A 20,338-nucleotide genomic window follows, 5' to 3' on the forward strand; every position below is an offset into this window, starting at 1 on the left:
GTCAGTTCGAAAGCATGCGGTCGACCCAGCCGAGGAAACCGCCTTCGGCCCGCACCGGTTCGAGTGCGGGTGCTGCCACCGATGCGGCGCGCGTGGTGTGGGCGCGCGGCGGCAGGTATTTGTTGGTCGGGCGATAGCCGAGCTCAGGCATCAGGTCGACGCCGCCACGCTCCGCCACCAGTTGCGAAACCGCCGATAGGGGATCGCCGAGATCGCCGAAATGCCGGGCGCTGGTCGGGCAGGCGGCGACGCAGGCCGGTACGCGGTCCTCTTCGGCCAGATTGTCATTGTAGATGCGGTCGACGCACAGCGTGCACTTCTTCATCACCCCGACGTCCGTATCGAATTCTCGCGCGCCATAGGGACAGGCCCAGCTGCACAATTTGCAGCCGATGCACTTGTCCTCGTCGATCAGCACGATGCCGTCCGAGGCCCGCTTGTAGGAGGCGCCGGTCGGGCAGACGGTGACGCAGGCCGGTGTCTCGCAATGCAGGCAGGAACGCGGAAAATTGACGGTGCGCCCGCCCATCTCGGTCGTGTGCTCGTAAGCGTGCACGCGGTTGAACCAGACGCCGTCGACATGGCCGCCATAGGGGTCGATGTCGGTCAGCGGTGCCATGTGGCCGCCGGTGTTCCATTCCTTGCAGGCGGTGACGCAGGCCTGGCAGCCGACGCAGGTGTCGAGATCGATGACGAGGCCGAGCTTCTTGCCGCTTTGGCTTGGCAGACAGGTCATTCGGTCGCCTCTCTTGCCCTGCGGAATTCGGCACCGAAGCGAAGGATGTCGGGTGAGGGTTCGAAATGCGGCGGCTGCCGGAAACGCTCGAATTGCGGCTCGGTGAAGCCGGCTTCCTCGACAGCGCATTTGACGATGCGCACGCGCAGGTCGAACCATGCGGCCTGGCCTGTGATCGGATCGGAATTCGAATAGCGTTTGCCCTGTGCATCGGCCGAGGTCTGGTCGCCGATGATATGGTTGAGCAGGAAGCCACGGTTGCTCTCGGCCGCGTCGTCCTTCAGCCCCCAGCTGCCGCGCCGCTTGCCGATGGCGTTCCAGGTCCAGACCGTGCTTTCGTTGACCCCGTCGATCAGCTTGATCTGCCCCTTCACCCTGCCGTTGATGCTTTCGATCCACACCCAGTCGTCATCGACAAGGCCAAGGCCGGCTGCCGTCCGGTGATGCACGAACAGCCGGTTCTGGCTGGTGATCTGCCGCAGCCACGCATTCTGCGATCCCCAGGAATGGTACATGTGCATGGGCCTCTGCGTCAGCGCATGCAGCGGATATTTTTCGAGGTCGACGACCGCTTCCTCGAAGGGCATGTACCAGAAGGGCAGCGGGTCCATGTAGGTCTCGATGCGCTGGCGATCGCCCTTTGGCGGCAATACGGGGCCATACCCACGCGCGGCGAGGCGGAAGCGCTGCATCGACTCGCAATAGAGCTGGAAGACGATTGGCTCCGCCTTGGGGATGAAGCCCATCTGCACCGCGAAGTCGAGATAGGAGCGGTTGGCCATCTTATAGTAGCGCTGGTCGTCAGCTAAATCGTGATGCCAGAAGCCGCCATTGTCGATGTAGCGCTGCAACTGATCCGGGTTGGCCTCGCCCCTGCCGGTCGAGGTCCCATCCTTGCCGCGCCAGCCGGCGAGCGGGCCGATGCCGGGCGTGCGCTCATGATTGACGATGTAGTCGGCGTAGTCGCGGTATTTGGCCGTGCCGTCCTCATCGACGAAACCGGGCATGCCGAGCCGGGCGCCGAGTTCGATCAGCACCGACTGGAACGGCCTGACGTCGCGGTCCGGCTCGACGACGGGATAGCGGATGGCGTCGCCCGGTCCGTCGGCATGGCTGATGGGCCGGTCGAGCAGGCTGATGCAATCATGCCGCTCGAGATAGGTGGTATCCGGCAGCACCAGGTCGGCGAACGGCACGGTCTCGGAATAATAGGCATCGGAATAGATGATGAAGGGAATCTTGTAGTTGCCCGCTTCGTCGCTGTCGGTCAGCATGGCAATGGTCTCAACGGTGTTCATCGAGGAATTCCACGCCATGTTCGACATGTACATCATCAGCGTGTCGATCTTGTAGGGATCGCCGGCCCAGGCATTGCGGATGACGGTGTGCATCAGGCCGTGTGCCGCCAGCGGTGCGTCCCAGGAATAGGCCTTGTCGATGCGAAGCGGCGTGCCGGCCTCATCGACCAGCAAATCGTCCGGCCCACAGACGAAACCGAGCGGCATGCCGTCAAGCGGCGTCATCGGCTTGACGGTCATGCCGGCTGGCTTGTGACCGGGCGGAGCGGAGCGGGGGTAGGGCGGCTTGAAACGGAAGCCGCCGGGAACATCCACCGTGCCCAGCAACACCTGGAGGAGATGGATGGCGCGGCAGGTGTGAAAGCCGTTCGAATGGGCCGAGATGCCGCGCATGGCGTGCATCGAAACAGGCCGCCCCTTGATCGTCTCGTGCCGGCGCCCGGCCCAATCGATCCACGCGATCGGCAGTTCGATCGTCTGTTCGAAGGCGACATGCGCAAGTTCGGCGGCGATCCTGCGGATCGTATCGGCGGCAATGCCGCAGCGCTCGGCGACCGCATCCGGCGCATAGCTCTCATCGAGGTAGCGGTCGGCGATGAGCTGGAACACCGAGACGCAGTGGCGCCCGCCGATCGTGAAGCTGCCCGTCAGTGCCGGTTTCGCACTGGCATCGGTGGCGCCGACAGGCGTCTTCGCAACCCTGTCCCACGCCAGGGGATTGCCGTCGGCGTCGCGCACGAACAGCCCGTCATCGGCGGCACCCGGCTCCTGCACGACGAGAACATGGGCATTGGTGTAGCGCAGCAGGTAATCGAGATCGACGCGGCCCGCCTTGAGCAATTCGTGGATGAGGGCGAACACGAACAGCCCATCGGTGCCGGGCCGAATGCCGATCCAGTCGTCTGCGATGGCATTGTAGCCGGTGCGGCACGGATTGATCGAGACGACCTTGGCGCCGCGCGCCTTGAGTTTGCCGAGGCCGATCTTGATCGGGTTGGAATCGTGATCCTCGGCAACCCCGAACAGCATGAAATACCGGGTGTTGTCCCAGTCGGGTTCGCCGAATTCCCAGAACGAACCGCCGATCGTGTAGAGACCGCCGGCCGCCATGTTGACCGAGCAAAAGCCGCCATGGGCGGCAAAGTTCGGCGTGCCGAACTGGCTCGCCCACCAGCCGGTCAGCGACTGCGACTGGTCGCGGCCGGTGAAGAAGGCCAGCTTCTTGGGGTCGGTCCGGCGGATGGCCGAGAGCCGTTCGGTGGCGATCGAAAACGCCTCTTCCCACTCGATCTCGCGGAATTCGCCGGAGCCGCGAGGGCCGGTGCGCAGCAATGGCTTCTTCAGCCTTGCCGGACTGTAGTGCTGCATGATGCCGGAGCTGCCCTTGCCGCAGATCACGCCGCGATTGACCGGGTGGTCCTTGTTGCCGTTGATGTGGCGGACCTTGCCATCCTTGATGTGCACATCGATGCCGCAGCGGCAGGCGCACATGTAGCAGGTCGTCTTGGCGATGCTGTCGGAAACGTCAGGCGAGGTGTCGACGCCGTCGCCTTCATCCGGCGCTCGCGTCTCGGCAAGCGGGCGTTGCGATGGTGCCGAATTCGCGCCGCGCGGCGGTCCCTGCATCATGATCCGGTGGTGCCTGTACGGCTCATGGATTTGGCCCGCGTTTTCGGTCCGGGGCCGCGCATGTAATGCTCTTCAGGGTGGTAGCGATCACCGGCCAGCCGCCGCCTTATACCGCGGGTCCAATGCGCAAGCAGGGATCTGAACCGCCCGATCATTCTGCTCTCTGCGATCTCTCGGCGAATTTTTTCTAACTTCGTTCAAAAACTTAGAATAAAGCTATCGATCTGTCTAATCAGTTGTTCTTGTAAATTCGATCGATATTGGTTCTTAATGCAGACATGACCCTGGACCAGTTGCGGATTTTCGTCGCCGTCGCCGAGCGCGGCCATATGACCAAGGCGGCGGAACTGCTGGGCATTTCGCAGTCGGCCGCATCGGCCGCCATCCGGGCCCTTGAAGAACAGCACGGCGTCCATCTGTTCAACCGCGTCGGCCGCAACATCGAGCTTGCCCAGACCGGCCACCGGTTCCTGCCGGAGGCCAAGGCCGTGCTCGAGCGGGCCGCCGCCGCGCGCAATGTGCTGGAGCATGTCTCACAGACCGTCACCGGCAGCCTCTCGATCGCTGCCAGCCAGACCATCGCCAGCTATTGGCTGCCGCGCCGGCTGGCTTCCTTCCACGAAGCCTATCCGGCCGTCAGGCTGAGCGTCTCCATCGGCAACACCAGGCAGGTCGAGGCCAATGTCCTCGATGGCGCTGCGGATCTCGGCCTGGTCGAAGGCCGCACCGAGTCCGACATACTGCGCCGCACCAAGGTCGACGTCGACAGGCTGATGCTGGTGGTTGCCAGCGCGCATCCGGAGATCCCCGAAGTCGCGCCCGGCCGCCCTGACATCAAGGGTCTGCGCTGGATCATCCGCGAGGGTGGTTCGGGTACGCGCGAGGTGCTGGAGGATCTGGCGCGCCACGAAGGGATTTCGCTCGCCGACCTCCAGATATTCCTGGTGCTGCCGAGTAATGAGGCTATCCGCCAGGCGGTCGAGGCAGGAGCCGGCGCCACCATCATTTCGGAGCTTGTCGTGGCCCGCGCCGTGGCCGAAGGCGGTCTGAGATCGGTGCCGCTCGAACTGCCGAAACGCGACTTCGCCATGATCACTCATCGCGATCGCCAGGCAAGCCTGGCCCAGATGGCGCTCAAGGCACATCTGGGTACGGAGATGAACGGGTCCGCGCCAAGATAGGGTCCGTTGAGATTCAGGTCAGGCCGAGTCGAAAATGGCTGACGCCGAGAACCGGAGCGGAGCGTACTTAAAGTACGTGAGCACCGGAAGCGCAGGTACCAGCCATTTGCAGGCCGGCATCACCTGAATATCAATGGACCCTGATCAGCCGAACTTCCGTTGGGCATCTAGCGCCAGCCCAAGTCCGACCGAGCCGAACATGTCGCCTTCGATGACGGACGCCTGCGGCACCAGCGACAGGATTTCTCGTCTGGCCAGCGGGATCGCGGTCGATCCGCCAGTCAGGAACACCGCGGTGATGTCGGATGGCTTCACCTGGGCGTCACGGATGGTCTGCGCCACCGTTGCTGTGACACGCTCGATATCCCTGGCGATCGTGGCATCCAGCCCGTTGCGCGTGATTTCGGCGGCGAACTCCGCACCCGGCAGCTTCACCACGACATCTGCGGACGATCTGTCGGTCAGCTGTATCTTGGCCTTCTCGACGAGTGCCGCCAGCGCGTGTCCATAGCGGTGTTCGACGATGTGGATGAAACGGCCGACCAGGTCGGCGCGCTCGGCCTCGTAGCGGATCTGGCGCAGATGCGTCATCGCCCTGGCGGTGTAGACCAGATTGATGCGCTGCCATGTCGCCAGATCGATGAAGTAGCTTGCCGGCAGATTGCGCTTGCCGTCCTTGGTTGGCGTCAAATAGCCGAGCTGCGGCATCACATGGGCGATGCTCAGCTGCCGATCGAAATCCGTGCCGCCGATGTGGACGCCCCGGCTGGCCAGGATGTCGTCCTTGCGGTCGAGCGACCGGGAGCGCTGCGGTGAAACGCGCACGATCGAGAAGTCCGACGTGCCGCCGCCCATATCGATTATCAGCGCCAGTTCCTCGCGCGTCACCTTCTGCTCGTAGTCGAGCGCCGCCGCGATCGGCTCGAACTGGAAAGCGATGTGCTTGAAGCCCTGGGCACGCGCGGCGTTCTCGAGTTCGCTTTGCGCCTTCGCGTCGGCCTCGGCATCGTCATCGACGAATTGCACCGGCCGGCCAAGCACGACGGTCTCGACCGTATCGCCGGCATCTGCTTCCAGCCTCTTCTTGAGATGGCCGAGGAACATGCCGACGATCTCCAGGAAGCCGATCGACCGCGATTTGATGCGGGTCTTTTCATGGGCCAGCGAACTGCCGAGCACGCTCTTCAGAGAACGCATCAGCCGGCCTTCGACGCTGTCGGTGTAGTTGGCGATGGCGTGGCGGCCAAAGCAGGTGCGGTTGTCCTCGAAGTTGAAGAATACGGCACTGGGTAGCGTCACCTGGCCGTCCTCAAGCACGACGAGCCGCGGCTGCCCGTTGCGGACCACGCCAACGGTGGAGTTCGAAGTCCCGAAGTCGATGCCGCCGAAGGCTGGTCGCATGACAAGTTCCTGTATTTGTCGTCGGCGAGCCGACAGGCGCCGAGAAATCGCGCGCTGCCCGGGGACAGGCTGCTCTGCCGAACCGAATTGTTTGTGTCTGCCATTTGGCTGGGGAGCGCGGTCTACCGCATGCCTCGGCAAAGGGAAACCACTTTTCGGGGAAAGTTCTTAAGGGGGGCGCGTTTGAGCGTATTCCCCCTACGCACTTCAGGTCTTGATTCGATGCATGTCGTTCTCCCAAAACCGGGGCCACTTTTGGGCGACATGCATTAGTCCCGCCGGAAGATCAGCCTTCCAAGCCAGCCAGTCAGCATGGCCAGCGATATCGCGAAGACGCCATAGAGGAACGAATAATTGTGCGCGACACGGAAGATCGACTGTTCGAAACCGGATTTGCGGATTTCGAGCTGGGCCGAGCTTTCCTTGATGAACAGGCCGCTCTTGAACAGGAACGCGCGGGCTTTATGGGTTCCAACTGGCACATTCGGTGCCAGCCTGACGGTGGCGCGGAAAAGGTTCTGCGACAAAAATTGCACGCCGCCGACATTCTCGCTGTAGAGGCCGGTCGCCGACTTGCGCTCCCGCAGTGCCGCCGTGAACTCCTCGATCGTCGCCGGGCTGTCGCCGGCATCGGCGGGCTGCATATAGAGGTTGGAGGCGCCGAGCGACAGCTGCTTGTAGCTGTTGGGTTCGGTGATGTCCTGCAGCGGCCGCGTCGTCGCCACCGAATAGGAGACGGGCACGTTTTCGAAGGTCTCGGAGTCCAGATTGACCCAGACGCCGAGCACCCTGTCCTTGCGGCGCACCACCACCGGCTTGGGCGGACCTTCGAGCACGACGATGACGTCGTAACGGCCTTGGCGCGCGACGAGTGGATCCGGGTTTTCCAGCGAACCGAAGATGGTCAGGTCGGCCCCGGAAAAGCCGGCGGTGATCGAGACGTTGTCGGTGGAGAGCCCGATCTGGATGCCTTCGGTCAGCGGGACCTGTGCCTTCGCCGGCACGGCGGCCGCAAGCAGCGACAGGACAATGGCGGTTGCGAATGTGTTGCGAGCCCTCATCAGTTGAGGCCCGCGGCAGACAGCGAATAGAGGTTGGGCGGGGTGACGAACAGATCGATCGCCAATCGTATCGCCACCGCCAGCACGAGCAGCGCCAGCAACGCCCTGAGCTGCTCGCCGCGCAGCCTCTGGCCGGCCTTGGCGCCGTACTGCGCACCGGCGACGCCGCCCGCCATCAGCAGGAAGGCCAGCACGACATCGACCGTCTGGTTGGTGGTGGCGTGGACCAGCGTCGTATAGGCGGAGGTGAAGATGATCTGGAACAGCGAGGTGCCGATGACGACGTTGGTCGGCACTTTCAGCAGATAGATCAGTGCCGGCACCATGATGAAGCCGCCGCCGACGCCCATGATCGACGACAGGAAGCCGATACCGGCGCCAAGGCCAAGTACGGGGATGACGCTGACGAACAGTTTTGACGCCCTGAACCGCATCTTCAGCGGCAAGCGGTGGATCCAGTTGTGCTGGCCGGATTTCTTCAGCACCGGCGCCGCACCGCTGCGCGTGGCGCGTAGCGCATTGACGCTTTCGACCAACATCAGCCCGCCGACGGTGCCGAGCAGCACGACGTAGAGCAGCGAGATGAACAGGTCGAGCTGGCCGAGGCGGCGCAGGAAGGCGAAGACGTAGATGCCGCCGGTGGAGCCGACAATGCCGCCGGCCAGCAACACCCCGCCGAGCTTGAAATCGAGCGTACCGCGCTTCATGTGCGAAAGGACGCCGGAGACGGAGGAGGCGATGACCTGGTTGGCGCCGGTGGCGACCGCGATCGCCGGGGGTATGTTGTAGAAGATCAAGAGCGGCGTGATGAGGAAGCCGCCGCCGACGCCGAACATGCCCGACAGGAAACCCACCGCCGCGCCCATGGCCAGCAGGACGAAGATATTGACGGAAATTTCCGCGATCGGGAGATAGATGCCCACCCGTCAGTCTCGATCAGTTCTGCCGTCGGCGAATGCAACCGTTGCGGGCATCTTGGACCGACAAGCCAATTCGTTCTTGCGCCGGAGGTGCTGCGAAGTCAAACCGCGCTACGCCGCCGAAACAAAAAACATCTCAATCAGTTAACAGGCGAATGTGTGGCAGAGGCGTCGTGGAAACGACGCCTCCGCCGTTATTTGCGCGCCAGCAGCGCCTTGACCAGTTTTTCATCGACTTCGCCGGTCGCCGGCATCTTGTTGTCGGTCTGGAAAGCCATGATCGCGGTCTTCGTCTTCTGGCCCATCTTGCCGTCGGCGCCGCCGGCGTCGTAGCCGTTCTTGTTGAGAATGCGCTGGATGTTCTGGACGGCCTTCTTCATGTCGATGCTGGCTGTCGTCTGCGGTGTGCCGTCCTGCCAGGATTCAGGAATGTCGGCCGAATTGGCCGCCGCATCCAACGGCTTGGCCTTCCACAGCTCAGTCGCGGCGCGGGCGCGTTCGAGCTGCTCGGGCCGCAGCGCATTGGCGATCTCGTCACGCTTGGCCGCCGCATCCTTGTCGCCGGTCTTGGCGACAAGCGCGAACCATTTGTAGGATTCCTCGAGGTTCTGTTTCATGCCGACGCCCTTAGCGGCGAGGATGCCGAGGTTGAACTGGCTGTCCTTGACGCCGACATCGGCCGCCGCCTGGAACCAGTGCGCGGCCGATTCATTGTCGGTCACGCCGTCTGCCGCCATGGCGAACAGGACGGCTAGATTGTGCATGCCGCTGGCGTTGCCCTGTGCTGCGGCAAGCTGGTACCAGGTCTTCGCCTTCTTGATGTCGCGCGCGACGCCGACGCCCTTTTCGTAGAAATTTCCGATGCGGTATTCGGCCGGCGCGAAGCCGAGTTCCGCCGATTTCTCGTACCACTTGGCCGCTGCCGCCATGTCTTCCTTGACGCCGCGCGACTCGGCATAGCGCGAGCCGATTTCGAACAGCGCCTTGGCGTCGCCGCCGGCGGCGGCATCACGCAAGGCGGGCGGGCCGGCGTCAGCGGGAATGTCGAACTTTGCCGTCGTCGCCGGCGAAGCGTCCACCGGCGGAACCGCGCCCGTGGTGTCCTTGGCGATGGTCGGCTCTGCCGCCATAGGCTGGATGCCGGTGTCGGTATCGGCAGCTTCCGGGGCGACCGGAACGGTCGAGGGCGGCGCAGCCGGGGCTGTTGTCTCGGACACCGCTGGGTTCGCATCGGCCGATGTGGCCAAGGCGACGGGCGCCGGAACCGGCTCGGCGGTCGGCGCGGCACCCATCGACGGCTCGGCGCCTGACGGCGTGGCAATCATGCTTTGCGCGGCCATGTCGTCCTTGGTTGCCGGTGCGGACGGCTCGGCCTGTCTGACGGCATGGTCCGGCGCGCTTTCCACTGCCGCGGGCTGCGCGTCCGTCTTTGGCTGGCTCGCGGCATCGAGCGAGGCGGTCTGCACCGGCTGCGAGGCGACGATCGGCGCGACATCGTTGCTCGCCACCTGGGCCGGATCAGCGAAGAAGGCCTTGCCCAGTTGCAGAGCGCCCAGCGCCAGCAGGATCGCGGTTGTCCCCATCAGGATTGGCTTGCGCCGTGCCTTGAGCAGGTCGCCGATCCGCAGCGCCTTCACCGGTCCGGTCACCGTCGACTGGCGCTTCAGCGCATCGGCCTCGGCGGCCGCGGCCGGCGCCGCGCGCCGGGCCGCGGCGATGAAATCCGATTTGGCGGCATCGGTGTCGCTGGGCTTGGCCGGCTGGCCGCGCTCGTCACGCACGCGCTTCATGATGGCATTGAGGTCAGGTGCGCCGGAGCCGGGCTCCAGCGGCCGGTTGGCCATTTTCGGATCGAGCGGCTCGTCGAGATCGACGCTCGGGATCGGGGCACTCGGCGCCGAGCCGGCCAGTGGCGGCATGTCCGCCTCCTTCTTGCCCTTGAAGGCGCGAGCCAGGCCACCGAACAACGACTTGCGGCCGCCTGCCTGTTCGCCTTTCTCGGCGATCGTGTCCGAACCGAGCGCGGCCATGGCAGCCGCCGCCGCAGCCTCGGCCGGCGTGCGCGTGCCGATACCAATACCCAGGTCGCCACGCGTACCCAGGTCGCCACGCGTACCCAGGTCGCCACGCGCACTCGGCTCGTTGCGCAGGATGGCGGCGGCACGGCCATCGAGATCGGCCATGTCCCCGGTCAATGGCAGGGGCTGATCGATATCCATCGACGGCGCGTCGACAGCCATTTTGGGCCGCCGGGCGCCGCGCCAGTTGCTCGGCTCGGCCGGTGCCGCATCCAGCAATTCGCTCATCGCCTCGACCGGCTCGCCGGGTTCGAGCGAACCTAGCCGGTCGACGATCTTGAGCAACGTGTCGTGGATGGCCTCGAACGTTCTCGAATTGCGCTCGTCGGAGCGCCGCGTCAGCGTTTCAAGTGTCTTCAAATCCTGGGCGAGGCCGGAAACCGCGGTCGTATTGGCGCTCGAACCGGCCAGCGATTGCACTGCGTTCTCGGCCGCTTCGCGCGCCGCGCCAAGGATGGAATCGCGGGTTCCTGCGAGCGACTTTTCAATTTCGTTGAGACGCGGGCTGATGTCCTCGAATTCCGGCAGCGGGGTGCTGGGCTTGGAAAGATGAGCGGACAGGCCGGCAACCTGTGCTTCCAGGCTGCGGATCAGCGCCGGATCGATGCCGGCGACCTGTGCGGCCGACGCGTCCAGCCGGCTTGAAATGTCTTCGAGCCGGCTCTCCAGGCCGCGGATCGCGGCTTCGCCCGCGGGATCGGGCACACGCGTTTCCATACGCTTGGCGAGCGCCGTAAAGCGGGCATCGATGGCTTCCATGATGCCGGCGCTGTCGACCTGCGGCATGCGCTGGTCGAGCCTGTCGGCAACCTCGTCCAGTCTGCGCTCGAGATCGCGGAACAGCATGTTGCCCTGTTCGATGGCGTCACCCTGGCGGCGTTCCATCATGCTCGACAGCACGTCGAAGCGCTGCTCCAGCCCATGGAAGATGTAGTCGGCGTCAGGCATGGCGGGCGCCTGGTCGATCTTGTCGGCGATGAGTGCGATCTGCTTGGCCAGGCGCTCCATCGCCTGCTCGGGCAGATTGGCGCGACCGCCGAGCTCGTCGACCCGACCGGACAGCGTGCTCAGCCGGTCCATGACCGCGTTGCCTGGACGATCCTGCGCCACTTCCTCGATCTGGCTGGCAAGCGAGTCGATCCGCCTCTCGATGCGCTCGAAAGCCTCGTGGTCGAATGAATTGGCTTGCGCCGCGACCGTGGATGCGACGATGGCGCGGGAGATCTCGTCCAGCCGCTCGTCGATCATGCCAAGTGTGTCGCTGCCGCGATTGTCCTGCTGGCTGGCGAAATGGTCGACAGCGCCGGCAAGCGTGCGCACCTTCTCCTCCAGCGAGCGCAGCGACAACGATTCCGGCAAATTGTTGACGGCATTGCTGATTTGCTCCAGCCGGGCCGTCAGAGCAGACAGGCCCGGGTCGTCCGAGCGCTTGCGCTGGTCGGCGTCGACGCGGTCTTCGAACGCCGTCCAGCGGCGATCGAAATCGTCCCAGCGGCGGTCGACCTTCTGCACGCTCTCTTCGCGTGCCAGCGTGTCGAGTGCGGCTTTGACCTGTTCGAGTTCGAGCCGCAGCATGTTGACGCTTCTGTCGTCGCTCTTCTCGGCCAGGGTCTGGATGGCGCCCGAAAGCCGCTCGAACTCAAGGCCGAGTTCAGCACTGCCCTTGGCCAAAGCACCGGGCCTTGCGCCTGACTGGAAAGCCCGCTCGATGTCCTTGCGCAGCGCTTCGAATTCCCGCTGCAGACCTGCGGTCATCTGGTGGCGCAGTTCCTCGCGCATGCCGCGCAATTCGCCGGCGATCTTGCCGACCATGGCAACGCCATCCTCCTGGCCGCGCACGCGATCGATATCGCGGGCAATGGCCTGGTAATTCTGCTCGAAAGCGGCGGCTCCCTGCATTGGGCTCTTCGGACGCGGCGCGGGCTGCGGGTCCTCATACCAGCGCTGCTGGCCGGAGGGCCGGGCGGCGGGATAGCGCGCGTCGGCACCATATTGGCGGGGATCGGGTTGGCGCAGATCTGGTTGGCGGGGATCGGAACGTGCCATCGGATCCTCGCGCGTCCGCTCCAGCCGCTGCTCCAGCGTCTCCAGCGACTGGTTCAACTGCTCGAGCGTGGTCTGCGGCCTGCGCTGCCTGCCGGCATTGAGTGTATCGAGATAGGACCGCTTGCTGTTCATCGGTGCGTCCGTCTTTCAGAATGGCTGGCTCGCGGCCAGTTCCCCCAGGTCCCTATCGGAACGAAGGCGACCGGCGGCGATGCCGCGGCGGAAGACGAGCTTCCCGGGCTCTCGCCCGCGCTCCGAAAAACCGTGAAAAATTCGATACAGGATAAACACGGGTAGCCGACGCGCCCACATTTCCCCCAACGTGGTAAACAACGCGTTAACCAAACTTAAGAAATCGAAAGGATGTCGGCTGCCGGCCTGACGGTGCGGCATAAAGGGCGGCGCGCAGAACGCCCTTGCGTCATCATGCGGCAATCGGTATAGAATTGACGTAAACGTAAAAGGCGCATTGAGCGCATGTTTGCGATTTGTTTGTTGAAACCACGACTGGAAGCAGGCCCCCGCTTCCAGTCAGGCGACGCACGGTCCGAGACCGCGACGCCACCAGACGGGGAAAGCCAGTGACCATGAAGCTTATCTCGGCCGGCGAGACCGCGGCCAATACCAATATATCTGCCGAAGCCGGCGAGGACCTCGTCCGCATCGGCGAGATGGCGAAGAAATATGGAGTGACGCTGCGCACGCTGCGTTTCTACGAAGACAAAGGCCTGCTCAACCCGCAGCGTGACGGGTCGACCCGTCTCTACACGCGCCGCGACAAGGCCCGCCTCAAGCTGATCCTGCTTGGCCGCAAGGTCGGGTTCTCGCTGCGTGACGTCAAGCAGATGATGGATCTCTACGATCCGACCGGTTCAAACACCAAGCAGCTCAAGCTCGCGCTGGACAAGTCGGAAAAGCAGCTTGCCCGCCTGCAGAAGCAAAGGGCGCTGATCGACGACGCCATCAACGAGCTGAGCGGCTCGATGTCGGCGGTGCGCCAGATGCTGAGCGAGCGTTCGGCGCCGCAGGCGAGCGCCGCCAGCTAAAGCAATTCCGTCCGGAGTTGCGCCAGACACCAAGTCGTCCGCTGATTGTCCAAGTTCTGTCGAGCCGCGTGGCCTGCCACGCGGCTTTCGTTGTCCTAGCCCACTCTTATGGCCTTTCGGCGCTGGCTTGCGCAACGTCGCGCCGCTACGCTCATTGCTCCAGTGGGCGGGGAATCTTGTCGCATCGAAAAAATTGACGTTTACGCAAACGTCAATTTTTGCTATCCCACTCCCAATATGGGTCCGCATGCCGCCCTGGCTTGTCTTCGGGGTATTCGGACCGGGTTTGCAGGGTGGAGAAAAAGCATGCCGACATACAGGGCTCCGGTACAGGATACGCTGTTCGTGCTCAACGAGGTTCTGGGTTACCAGCGTTATTCGAACCTTCCCGGATTTGCCGATGCCACGCCCGATGTACTCGAGGCGATCCTCGCCGAAGGCGCCAAGCTCGCCGAAAACGTCATGCATCCGCTGAACCGTGTCGGCGACATGGAAGGCTGTGTGCGTCACGACGATGGCTCGGTGACCACGCCGAAAGGCTTCAAGGAGGCCTTCGACCAGTATCGTGAGGGCGGCTGGATGGGATTGGCCGCACCCGTCGAGTTCGGCGGCCAGGGCCTGCCCTATGCCGTGCACACCGCTGTCGCCGAATATATGGTCTCGGCCAATATGTCCTTGATGATGTATCCGGGCCTGACGCAGGGTGCGATCGCCGCGATCATCACCCACGGCACCGACGAGCAGAAGGCGACATGGTTGCCGAGGATGATCGAGGGTGCCTGGACCGGCACCATGAACCTGACCGAGCCGCATTGCGGCACGGACCTCGGCCTGTTGCGCACCAAGGCGGTGCCGAACGGCGATGGCACCTATAAAATTTCAGGCCAGAAGATCTTCATCTCGGCCGGCGAACACGACATGTCGGACAACATCGTCCATCTGGTTCTGGCCCGCATCGAGGGCGCGCCGGAAGGCGTCAAGGGCATCTCGCTGTTCATCGTGCCGAAGCTCAAGCTCGACCCGTCGGGCAATCCGGGCACCAGGAACACCGTCTCCTGCGGCTCCATCGAGGAGAAGATGGGCATCCATGGCAATTCGACCTGCGTCATGAACTATGACGAGGCTGAGGGCACGCTGCTCGGCGAGGCCAATGGCGGCCTGAAGGCGATGTTCACGATGATGAACGAGGCGCGCCTTGGTGTGGGCCTGCAAGGGCTTTCGCTGTCGGAGATCGCCTACCAGAACGCTGTCGGCTACGCCAAGGACCGTTTGCAGGGCCGCTCATTGTCGGGGCCGAAGGCGCCGGACAAGAAGGCCGACCCGATCATCGTCCATCCCGACATCCGCCGCAGCCTGATGACCATGAAAGCCTTCAACGAGGCCGGCCGCGCGCTGGCGCTGTGGACGGCGATCAAGTCCGATATTGCCCACCGCTCCGGCGACGATAAGGACCGCCAGGCCGCCGACGATTACACCGGCCTGATGACACCGGTGGTCAAGGGCGTGCTCACGGACAAAGGGTTCGACCACGCCGTCATGGCGCAGCAGGTGTTCGGCGGTCACGGCTATATAGAAGAGCATGGCATGAGCCAGTTCGTGCGCGATGCCCGCATCGCCATGATCTATGAAGGCGCCAACGGCATCCAGGCGCTCGACCTCGTCGGCCGCAAGCTCGGCCTGAATGGCGGCCGCGCCGTGCAGGCCTTCTTCAAGGAGGTCGGTGAGTTCTGCGAGGAGAACCGCTCCGACGAGAAGATGGCGCCATTCACCAAGGCGCTGAAGAAAGGTCTCAACGATTTGCAGGCGGCGACCATGTGGCTGGTGCAGAACGGCATGGCCAAGCCCGACAATGCCGGTGCGGCCTCGACCGACTACATGCATCTCTTCGGCCTGGTTGCTCTGGGCTATATGTGGGCGCAGATGGCCAAGGTGGCACTTGGCAAGACTGACGCCAATGGCGCGCAATCCTCTTATGAAAACAACGTGGCTTTCTACGACAACAAGGTCGTGACGGGGCGCTTCTTCATGGAGCGGATCATGCCGGAGACGTCGGCGCATCTCGACCGCATTTCGAGCGGCGCCGACACATTGATGGCACTGCCGGCGGAAGCGTTCTAAAGATGACCTGCGTCCCCCTCCCTCTCGAGGGGAGGGTGGCCCGAAGGGCCGGGAGGGGTCGTTGCGGCAGTGCGCCGGCTTCAGTTTCGATGATGCATCTCGGGAGGAGTATCATACCAGCATGACCAACCCAGCTGAAATCCTTGGCCTTCCGAAGCCCGCCTGGGCGGCGGACGAGGTCGGCATGCTCTACGACATGGCGCATCGCTTCATGTCGGAGGAGATCGCGCCGCGCTACGACGAGTTCGAGAAGAACGAGATGGTCGATCGCGAAAGCTGGCTGAAGGCAGGTTCCGCCGGCCTGCTCTGCGCCTCGATGCCGGAGGAATATGGCGGTTCCGGCGGCACATTCGCGCATGAGAGCGCTATCATCGAGGCTATCGGCCATGTCGGTGTCGACGGGTTCGGCATCGGCCTGCACAATTCGATCGTCGCCCCTTACATCCTCCACTACGGCTCCGAGGAGCAGAAAAAGAAATGGCTGCCGAAACTGGCGACCGGCGAGCTGATCGGCGCCATCGCCATGACCGAGCCCGGCGCCGGCTCTGACCTGCAGGGCGTCAAGACGCGGGCGCAGAAGGATGGCAATCAATACAAGATCAACGGCTCCAAGACCTTCATCACCAATGGGCAGCTTGCGAACTTCATCATCGTCGTCACCAAGACCGATCCGGAGAAGGGCGCCAAGGGCACCTCACTGATCGTCGTCGAGACCGACGAGGTCGAAGGTTTTCAGCGCGGCCGTAACCTCGACAAGATCGGGCTCAAGGCCAACGACACGTCGGAGCTGTTCTTCAACGACATGCGCGTGCCGACCTCCAACCTGCTCGGCCACGAGGAAGGGCAGGGCTTCGTCCAGTTGATGCAGCAACTGCCGCAGGAGCGACTGCAGATCGGCACCGGCGCCATTGCGATGATCGAGCGGGCGCTGGCGCTGACTATTCGTTACGTCAAGGAGCGCAAGGCGTTCGGCAAGGCGATCATCGATTTCCAGAACACCCAGTTCAAGCTGGCCGAACTCAAGACCGAGGCCACCATCGGCCGCGTCTTCTACAATGATTGCGTCACCCGCCACATCGCCGGCGGCCTCGATCCTGTGACCGCGTCGATGGCCAAGTACTGGCTCAGCGACCTGCAGGGAAAAGTCGTCGACGAATGCCTTCAACTGCATGGCGGCTATGGCTACATGAATGAATATCCGATCGCCCGCATGTTCCGCGACGCTCGCGTCCAGCGCATCTACGGCGGCACCAATGAGATCATGAAATTGCTGATCGGCCGCTCTCTCTGAGGGCAACGACCGGCAAACCCAAGGAGCAAGCAATGGCTGAAGCTTATGTCTATGACGCTGTGCGCACACCGCGCGGCAAGGGCAAGAAGGACGGATCGCTGCACGAGGTGCCGGCGGTGCGGCTTGCCGCCAAGACGCTCGAGGCGCTGCGCGACCGCAATGGGCTCGACACCGGCAATGTCGATGACATCATCTTCGGCTGCGTCGATCCGGTCGGCGAAGCCGGCTCGGTCATTCCGCGCGCCGCCGCCTTCGAGGCCGGCTACGACACCAAGGCGCCCGGCATGCAGATCTCACGCTTCTGCGCTTCCGGGCTCGACGCCATCAATTTCGGCGCCGCCAAGATCGCGCAGGGCGCCGATGAGATCGTCATTGCCGGCGGCGTGGAATCGATGTCGCGTGTCGGCATGGGCGCCTCGGGCGGCGCCTGGTTCATGGATCCTTCGGTCGGCCTGCCCGGCTGGTTCGTGCCGCAAGGCATCTCGGCCGACCTGATCGCCACCAAATACGGCTTCAGCAGAGACGACGTCGACGCCTATGCGGTCGAGAGCCAGAAGCGCGCCGCCAAATCCTGGGCCGATGGCCGCTTCAAGAATTCCGTCGTCCCGATCAAGGACCAGAACGGCCTGACCATCCTCGACCATGACGAACATATGCGCCCGTCCACCGACATGCAGTCGCTGGCCTCGCTCAACCCGTCCTTCGTCATGCCAGGCGAAATGGGCGGCTTCGATGCCGTCGCCGTGCAGAAGCATCCCGAGGTGGAAGAGGTCAATCACGTCCATCATGCCGGCAATTCGTCCGGCATCGTCGACGGCGCCGCCGCCGTGCTGCTCGGTTCGAAGAAGGCGGGCAAGGCGATGGGGCTGAAGCCGCGCGCGCGCATTCGTACCTTCGCCAACATCGGCTCCGAGCCGGTGCTGATGCTGACCGGCCCGGTCGACGTCACCGAGAAGCTGTTGAAGCGCGCCAAGATGAAGCTCTCGGACATCGACCTGTTCGAGCTCAACGAAGCCTTCGCTTCGGTGGTGCTGCGCTACATGCAGGCGTTCGACATCGATCACGACAAGATCAACGTCAATGGCGGCGCTATCGCTATGGGTCATCCGCTCGGCGCCACCGGCGCGATGATCTTCGGCACGGTGCTGGACGAACTCGAGCGCCGCGATCTCAACACCGCTCTGGTGACGCTGTGCATCGGCGCCGGCATGGGAACCGCAACCATCATCGAACGCGTCTGACGGGGAGAGAAACGATGAGCTACACCAATTTCACCCTCGACATCGACGCCGACGGCATTGCGCTGGTCACCTGGGACATGCCTGGCCGCTCGATGAACGTTTTCACCGAAGAGGCGATGCGGGAATTGAACGCCATCGTCGACAAGGTGGCTGGTGACGCCGCCATCAAGGGTGCGGTGATCACCTCCGGCAAGGACACCTTCTCCGGCGGTGCCGACATCACCCTGCTGCAGAAGATGCTGACGACCTTCGCCGCGGAAAAGGGCAAGGACGCCGAAAAGGCGACCAAGGCGCTGTTCGACAATGCCGGCATGATGACCGGCCTGTTTCGCAAGCTGGAAACTTGCGGAAAGCCGTGGGTGTCCGCGATCAACGGCACCTGCATGGGCGGCGCCTTCGAATTGTCGCTCGCCTGCCACGGCCGTGTCGCCGCCGACAGCGACAAGGTGAAGATGGCGCTTCCGGAGGTGAAGATCGGCATCTTCCCGGGCGCCGGCGGCACCCAGCGCGTGCCGCGGCTGACCGATCAGCAGCAGGCGCTGCAGATGCTGACCTCCGGCCAGACACTGTCGCCGCAGAAGGCCAAGTCTATGGGCCTGATCCATGAGATCGCCGAGCCGGTCAGATTGGTCGAGACCGCCAAGGCGATGATCAGGAACGGCCTGAAGCCGGTCGCTCCTTGGGACGAGAAGGGTTTCAAGCTGCCCGGCGGCCCGATCTACTCGGTGGCGGGCGCCAATCTGTGGCCACCGGCCATCGCCATCCTGCGTCGCGAGACCTACGGCAACTATCCCGCCGCCGCCGCGATCCTCAAATGCGTCTATGAAGGCCTGCTGGTGCCGTTCGACACCGCCTTGCGCATCGAGCAGCGCTATTTCACCGAGATCATGCAGACCAGGGAAGCGGCGGCGATGATCCGCTCGTTGTTTGTGTCGCTGCAGGAACTGAACAAGGGCGCCCGCCGCCCAGCCGGCGTGCCCGAAACCAAGTTCAAGAAGGTCGGCATTCTCGGGGCCGGCTTCATGGGCGCGGGCATCGCCTATGTCACCGCCAAGGCCGGCATCCCGGTGGTGCTGCTCGACCGTGATCTGGAGTCGGCTACCAAGGGCAAAGCGCATTCCGACGGCCTGATCTCGGATCAGGTTAAGAAGGGCCGCGCCAAGCCGGAGGACAAGGACAAACTGCTGTCGCTGATCACGCCGACGGCGGACTATGCCGACCTTGCCGGCTGCGATCTGGTGGTCGAGGCCGTTTTCGAGGATTCGAGCGTGAAGAAGAGCGCCACCGAACAGGCGGAAGCCGTGCTGAAGCCATCGGCGATCTTCGCGTCGAACACCTCCACCATCCCGATCTCGTCGCTGGCCAAGAATTCGGCGCGGCCGAAGAATTTCATCGGCATCCATTTCTTCTCGCCGGTCGACAAGATGATGCTGGTCGAGATTATTTTGGGCAAGAAGACCGGCGACAAGGCGCTGGCCACCGCGATCGACTTCGTTCGCGCCATCAAGAAGACGCCGATCGTCGTCAACGACACGCGCGGCTTCTACGTCAATCGCTGCGTGCTGCGCTACATGTCGGAAGCCTACAAGATGCTGATCGAAGGCGTTCCCGCGCCGATGATCGAGAACGCGGCGAAGGCAGCCGGCATGCCGGTCGGCCCCCTGGCGCTGACCGACGAGACCGCCATCGACCTTGCCCAGAAGATCATGAAGCAGACCATCAGGGATTTGGGCGACAAGGCGGTCGATCCCAAGCAGATGGCGCTGATCAACACCATGGTCGACGATCACGGCCGCTTCGGCCGCAAGAACGGCAAGGGTTTTTACGATTACCCGGCAAAGCCCGCCAAGAAGAAGCTGTGGCCGGGCCTTAGGGATCTCTATCCGCAGCTTGCACCCGAGAAGGTCGATTATGGGGAACTGCAGCAGCGGCTGCTGGTCACCATCGCGCTGGAAGCGGCGCGGGTGATGGAAGAAGGCATCGTCACCGACCCGCGCGAGGCCGATGTCGGCTCGATCCTCGCTTTCGGCTTCGCTCCCTACACCGGCGGTGCGCTGTCCTACATCGACGGCATCGGCGCCAAGGCGTTCGTCAAGATCGCCAAGAACCTGCAGAAGAAATACGGCGCCGAGTTCAAGGCACCCAAGCTGCTGCTCGACATGGCCGAGAAGGGCGAGACCTTCTACCAGCGCTTCGATCCCTATGCGAAAGGCGACGTGAAGCAGGCAGCCTGACGCATGGGTAAAATCAGGAGTCTTACAGCGTCCTTTGCGCGTCCAAGAGGACGCGCGG

General features: G+C 63.6%; 12 protein-coding genes. 6 read left to right on the forward strand and 6 right to left on the reverse strand.

Features of this window, described 5'->3' with window-relative positions; genetic code table 11:
* Window position 1: 1 nt before the first annotated feature.
* Window positions 2–736, reverse strand: a complete 735-nt coding sequence (locus NKJ04_RS03965; RefSeq protein WP_023811364.1) for a 4Fe-4S dicluster domain-containing protein — start codon at window positions 734–736, stop codon at window positions 2–4.
* The gene (locus tag NKJ04_RS03970; protein ID WP_352673598.1) at window positions 733–3,663 is read right to left on the reverse strand and encodes a molybdopterin oxidoreductase family protein; all 2,931 of its coding nucleotides are present in this window, start codon (window positions 3,661–3,663) and stop codon (window positions 733–735) included. The genes NKJ04_RS03965 and NKJ04_RS03970 overlap by 4 nt, the downstream gene beginning before the upstream one ends.
* A gap of 278 nt (window positions 3,664–3,941) precedes the next feature.
* Between NKJ04_RS03970 and NKJ04_RS03975 the strand changes: the two genes are divergently transcribed.
* Entirely contained in the window at window positions 3,942–4,844 is a 903-nt protein-coding gene (locus tag NKJ04_RS03975) for a LysR substrate-binding domain-containing protein (RefSeq protein ID WP_352439635.1), read from the forward strand.
* A 144-nt stretch (window positions 4,845–4,988) separates the two neighbouring features.
* Here NKJ04_RS03975 and NKJ04_RS03980 read toward each other — a convergent pair whose 3' ends face one another.
* From NKJ04_RS03980 to NKJ04_RS03995, 4 genes are all read right to left on the reverse strand, one after another.
* Window positions 4,989–6,245 carry an Hsp70 family protein gene (locus NKJ04_RS03980; RefSeq protein ID WP_352673599.1) on the reverse strand — a complete coding sequence of 419 codons (1,257 nt, stop codon included), beginning with the start codon at window positions 6,243–6,245 and terminating at the stop codon, window positions 4,989–4,991.
* A gap of 269 nt (window positions 6,246–6,514) precedes the next feature.
* Complete coding sequence (locus tag NKJ04_RS03985) at window positions 6,515–7,306, reverse strand: TIGR02186 family protein (protein WP_027161734.1); 792 nt, start codon at window positions 7,304–7,306, stop codon at window positions 6,515–6,517.
* Window positions 7,306–8,229, reverse strand: coding sequence for a sulfite exporter TauE/SafE family protein (locus NKJ04_RS03990; RefSeq protein WP_023811359.1), 924 nt, complete (start codon window positions 8,227–8,229; stop codon window positions 7,306–7,308). The genes NKJ04_RS03985 and NKJ04_RS03990 overlap by 1 nt, the downstream gene beginning before the upstream one ends.
* Window positions 8,230–8,420: 191 nt before the next feature.
* A complete protein-coding gene (locus NKJ04_RS03995; protein ID WP_352673600.1) occupies window positions 8,421–12,482 on the reverse strand; it encodes a peptidoglycan-binding protein in 4,062 nt (1,353 codons plus the stop codon).
* Window positions 12,483–12,937: 455 nt separating this feature from the next.
* On the opposite strand from NKJ04_RS03995, the gene NKJ04_RS04000 reads away from it, so the two are divergent.
* The 5 genes from NKJ04_RS04000 to NKJ04_RS04020 all read left to right on the forward strand — a co-directional run bounded on the left by NKJ04_RS04000 (window position 12,938) and on the right by NKJ04_RS04020 (window position 20,280).
* Entirely contained in the window at window positions 12,938–13,396 is a 459-nt protein-coding gene (locus tag NKJ04_RS04000) for a MerR family transcriptional regulator (protein WP_127811260.1), read from the forward strand.
* Between the two features lie 306 nt (window positions 13,397–13,702).
* Window positions 13,703–15,514 (forward strand): acyl-CoA dehydrogenase, encoded by a 1,812-nt coding sequence (locus tag NKJ04_RS04005; protein ID WP_352673602.1) that lies wholly within the window; start codon window positions 13,703–13,705, stop codon window positions 15,512–15,514.
* A 121-nt stretch (window positions 15,515–15,635) separates the two neighbouring features.
* The gene (locus tag NKJ04_RS04010; RefSeq protein ID WP_023811355.1) at window positions 15,636–16,805 is read left to right on the forward strand and encodes an acyl-CoA dehydrogenase family protein; all 1,170 of its coding nucleotides are present in this window, start codon (window positions 15,636–15,638) and stop codon (window positions 16,803–16,805) included.
* Window positions 16,806–16,837: 32 nt separating this feature from the next.
* Entirely contained in the window at window positions 16,838–18,046 is a 1,209-nt protein-coding gene (locus NKJ04_RS04015) for an acetyl-CoA C-acetyltransferase (RefSeq protein ID WP_127295300.1), read from the forward strand.
* 14 nt (window positions 18,047–18,060) lie between these two features.
* Complete coding sequence (locus NKJ04_RS04020; RefSeq protein WP_352673603.1) at window positions 18,061–20,280, forward strand: 3-hydroxyacyl-CoA dehydrogenase NAD-binding domain-containing protein; 2,220 nt, start codon at window positions 18,061–18,063, stop codon at window positions 20,278–20,280.
* Window positions 20,281–20,338 lie beyond the last annotated feature (58 nt).

Source organism: Mesorhizobium sp. M0618, from assembly GCF_040320765.1.
Taxonomy (GTDB): Bacteria; Pseudomonadota; Alphaproteobacteria; order Rhizobiales; family Rhizobiaceae; genus Mesorhizobium.

What these genes read in the sequence shown, in the direction of transcription:
- NKJ04_RS03970 (WP_352673598.1), bottom strand. Translation starts at nt 3,663, where the DNA reads ATGATGCAGGGACCGCCGCGCGGCGCGAATTCGGCACCATCGCAACGC.
- NKJ04_RS03975 (WP_352439635.1), top strand. Translation starts at nt 3,942, where the DNA reads ATGACCCTGGACCAGTTGCGGATTTTCGTCGCCGTCGCCGAGCGCGGC.
- NKJ04_RS04000 (WP_127811260.1), top strand. Translation starts at nt 12,938, where the DNA reads ATGAAGCTTATCTCGGCCGGCGAGACCGCGGCCAATACCAATATATCT.
- NKJ04_RS04015 (WP_127295300.1), top strand. Translation starts at nt 16,838, where the DNA reads ATGGCTGAAGCTTATGTCTATGACGCTGTGCGCACACCGCGCGGCAAG.
- NKJ04_RS03980 (WP_352673599.1), bottom strand. Translation starts at nt 6,245, where the DNA reads ATGCGACCAGCCTTCGGCGGCATCGACTTCGGGACTTCGAACTCCACC.
- NKJ04_RS03965 (WP_023811364.1), bottom strand. Translation starts at nt 736, where the DNA reads ATGACCTGTCTGCCAAGCCAAAGCGGCAAGAAGCTCGGCCTCGTCATC.
- NKJ04_RS03995 (WP_352673600.1), bottom strand. Translation starts at nt 12,482, where the DNA reads ATGAACAGCAAGCGGTCCTATCTCGATACACTCAATGCCGGCAGGCAG.
- NKJ04_RS03985 (WP_027161734.1), bottom strand. Translation starts at nt 7,306, where the DNA reads ATGAGGGCTCGCAACACATTCGCAACCGCCATTGTCCTGTCGCTGCTT.
- NKJ04_RS04010 (WP_023811355.1), top strand. Translation starts at nt 15,636, where the DNA reads ATGACCAACCCAGCTGAAATCCTTGGCCTTCCGAAGCCCGCCTGGGCG.
- NKJ04_RS04020 (WP_352673603.1), top strand. Translation starts at nt 18,061, where the DNA reads ATGAGCTACACCAATTTCACCCTCGACATCGACGCCGACGGCATTGCG.
- NKJ04_RS04005 (WP_352673602.1), top strand. Translation starts at nt 13,703, where the DNA reads ATGCCGACATACAGGGCTCCGGTACAGGATACGCTGTTCGTGCTCAAC.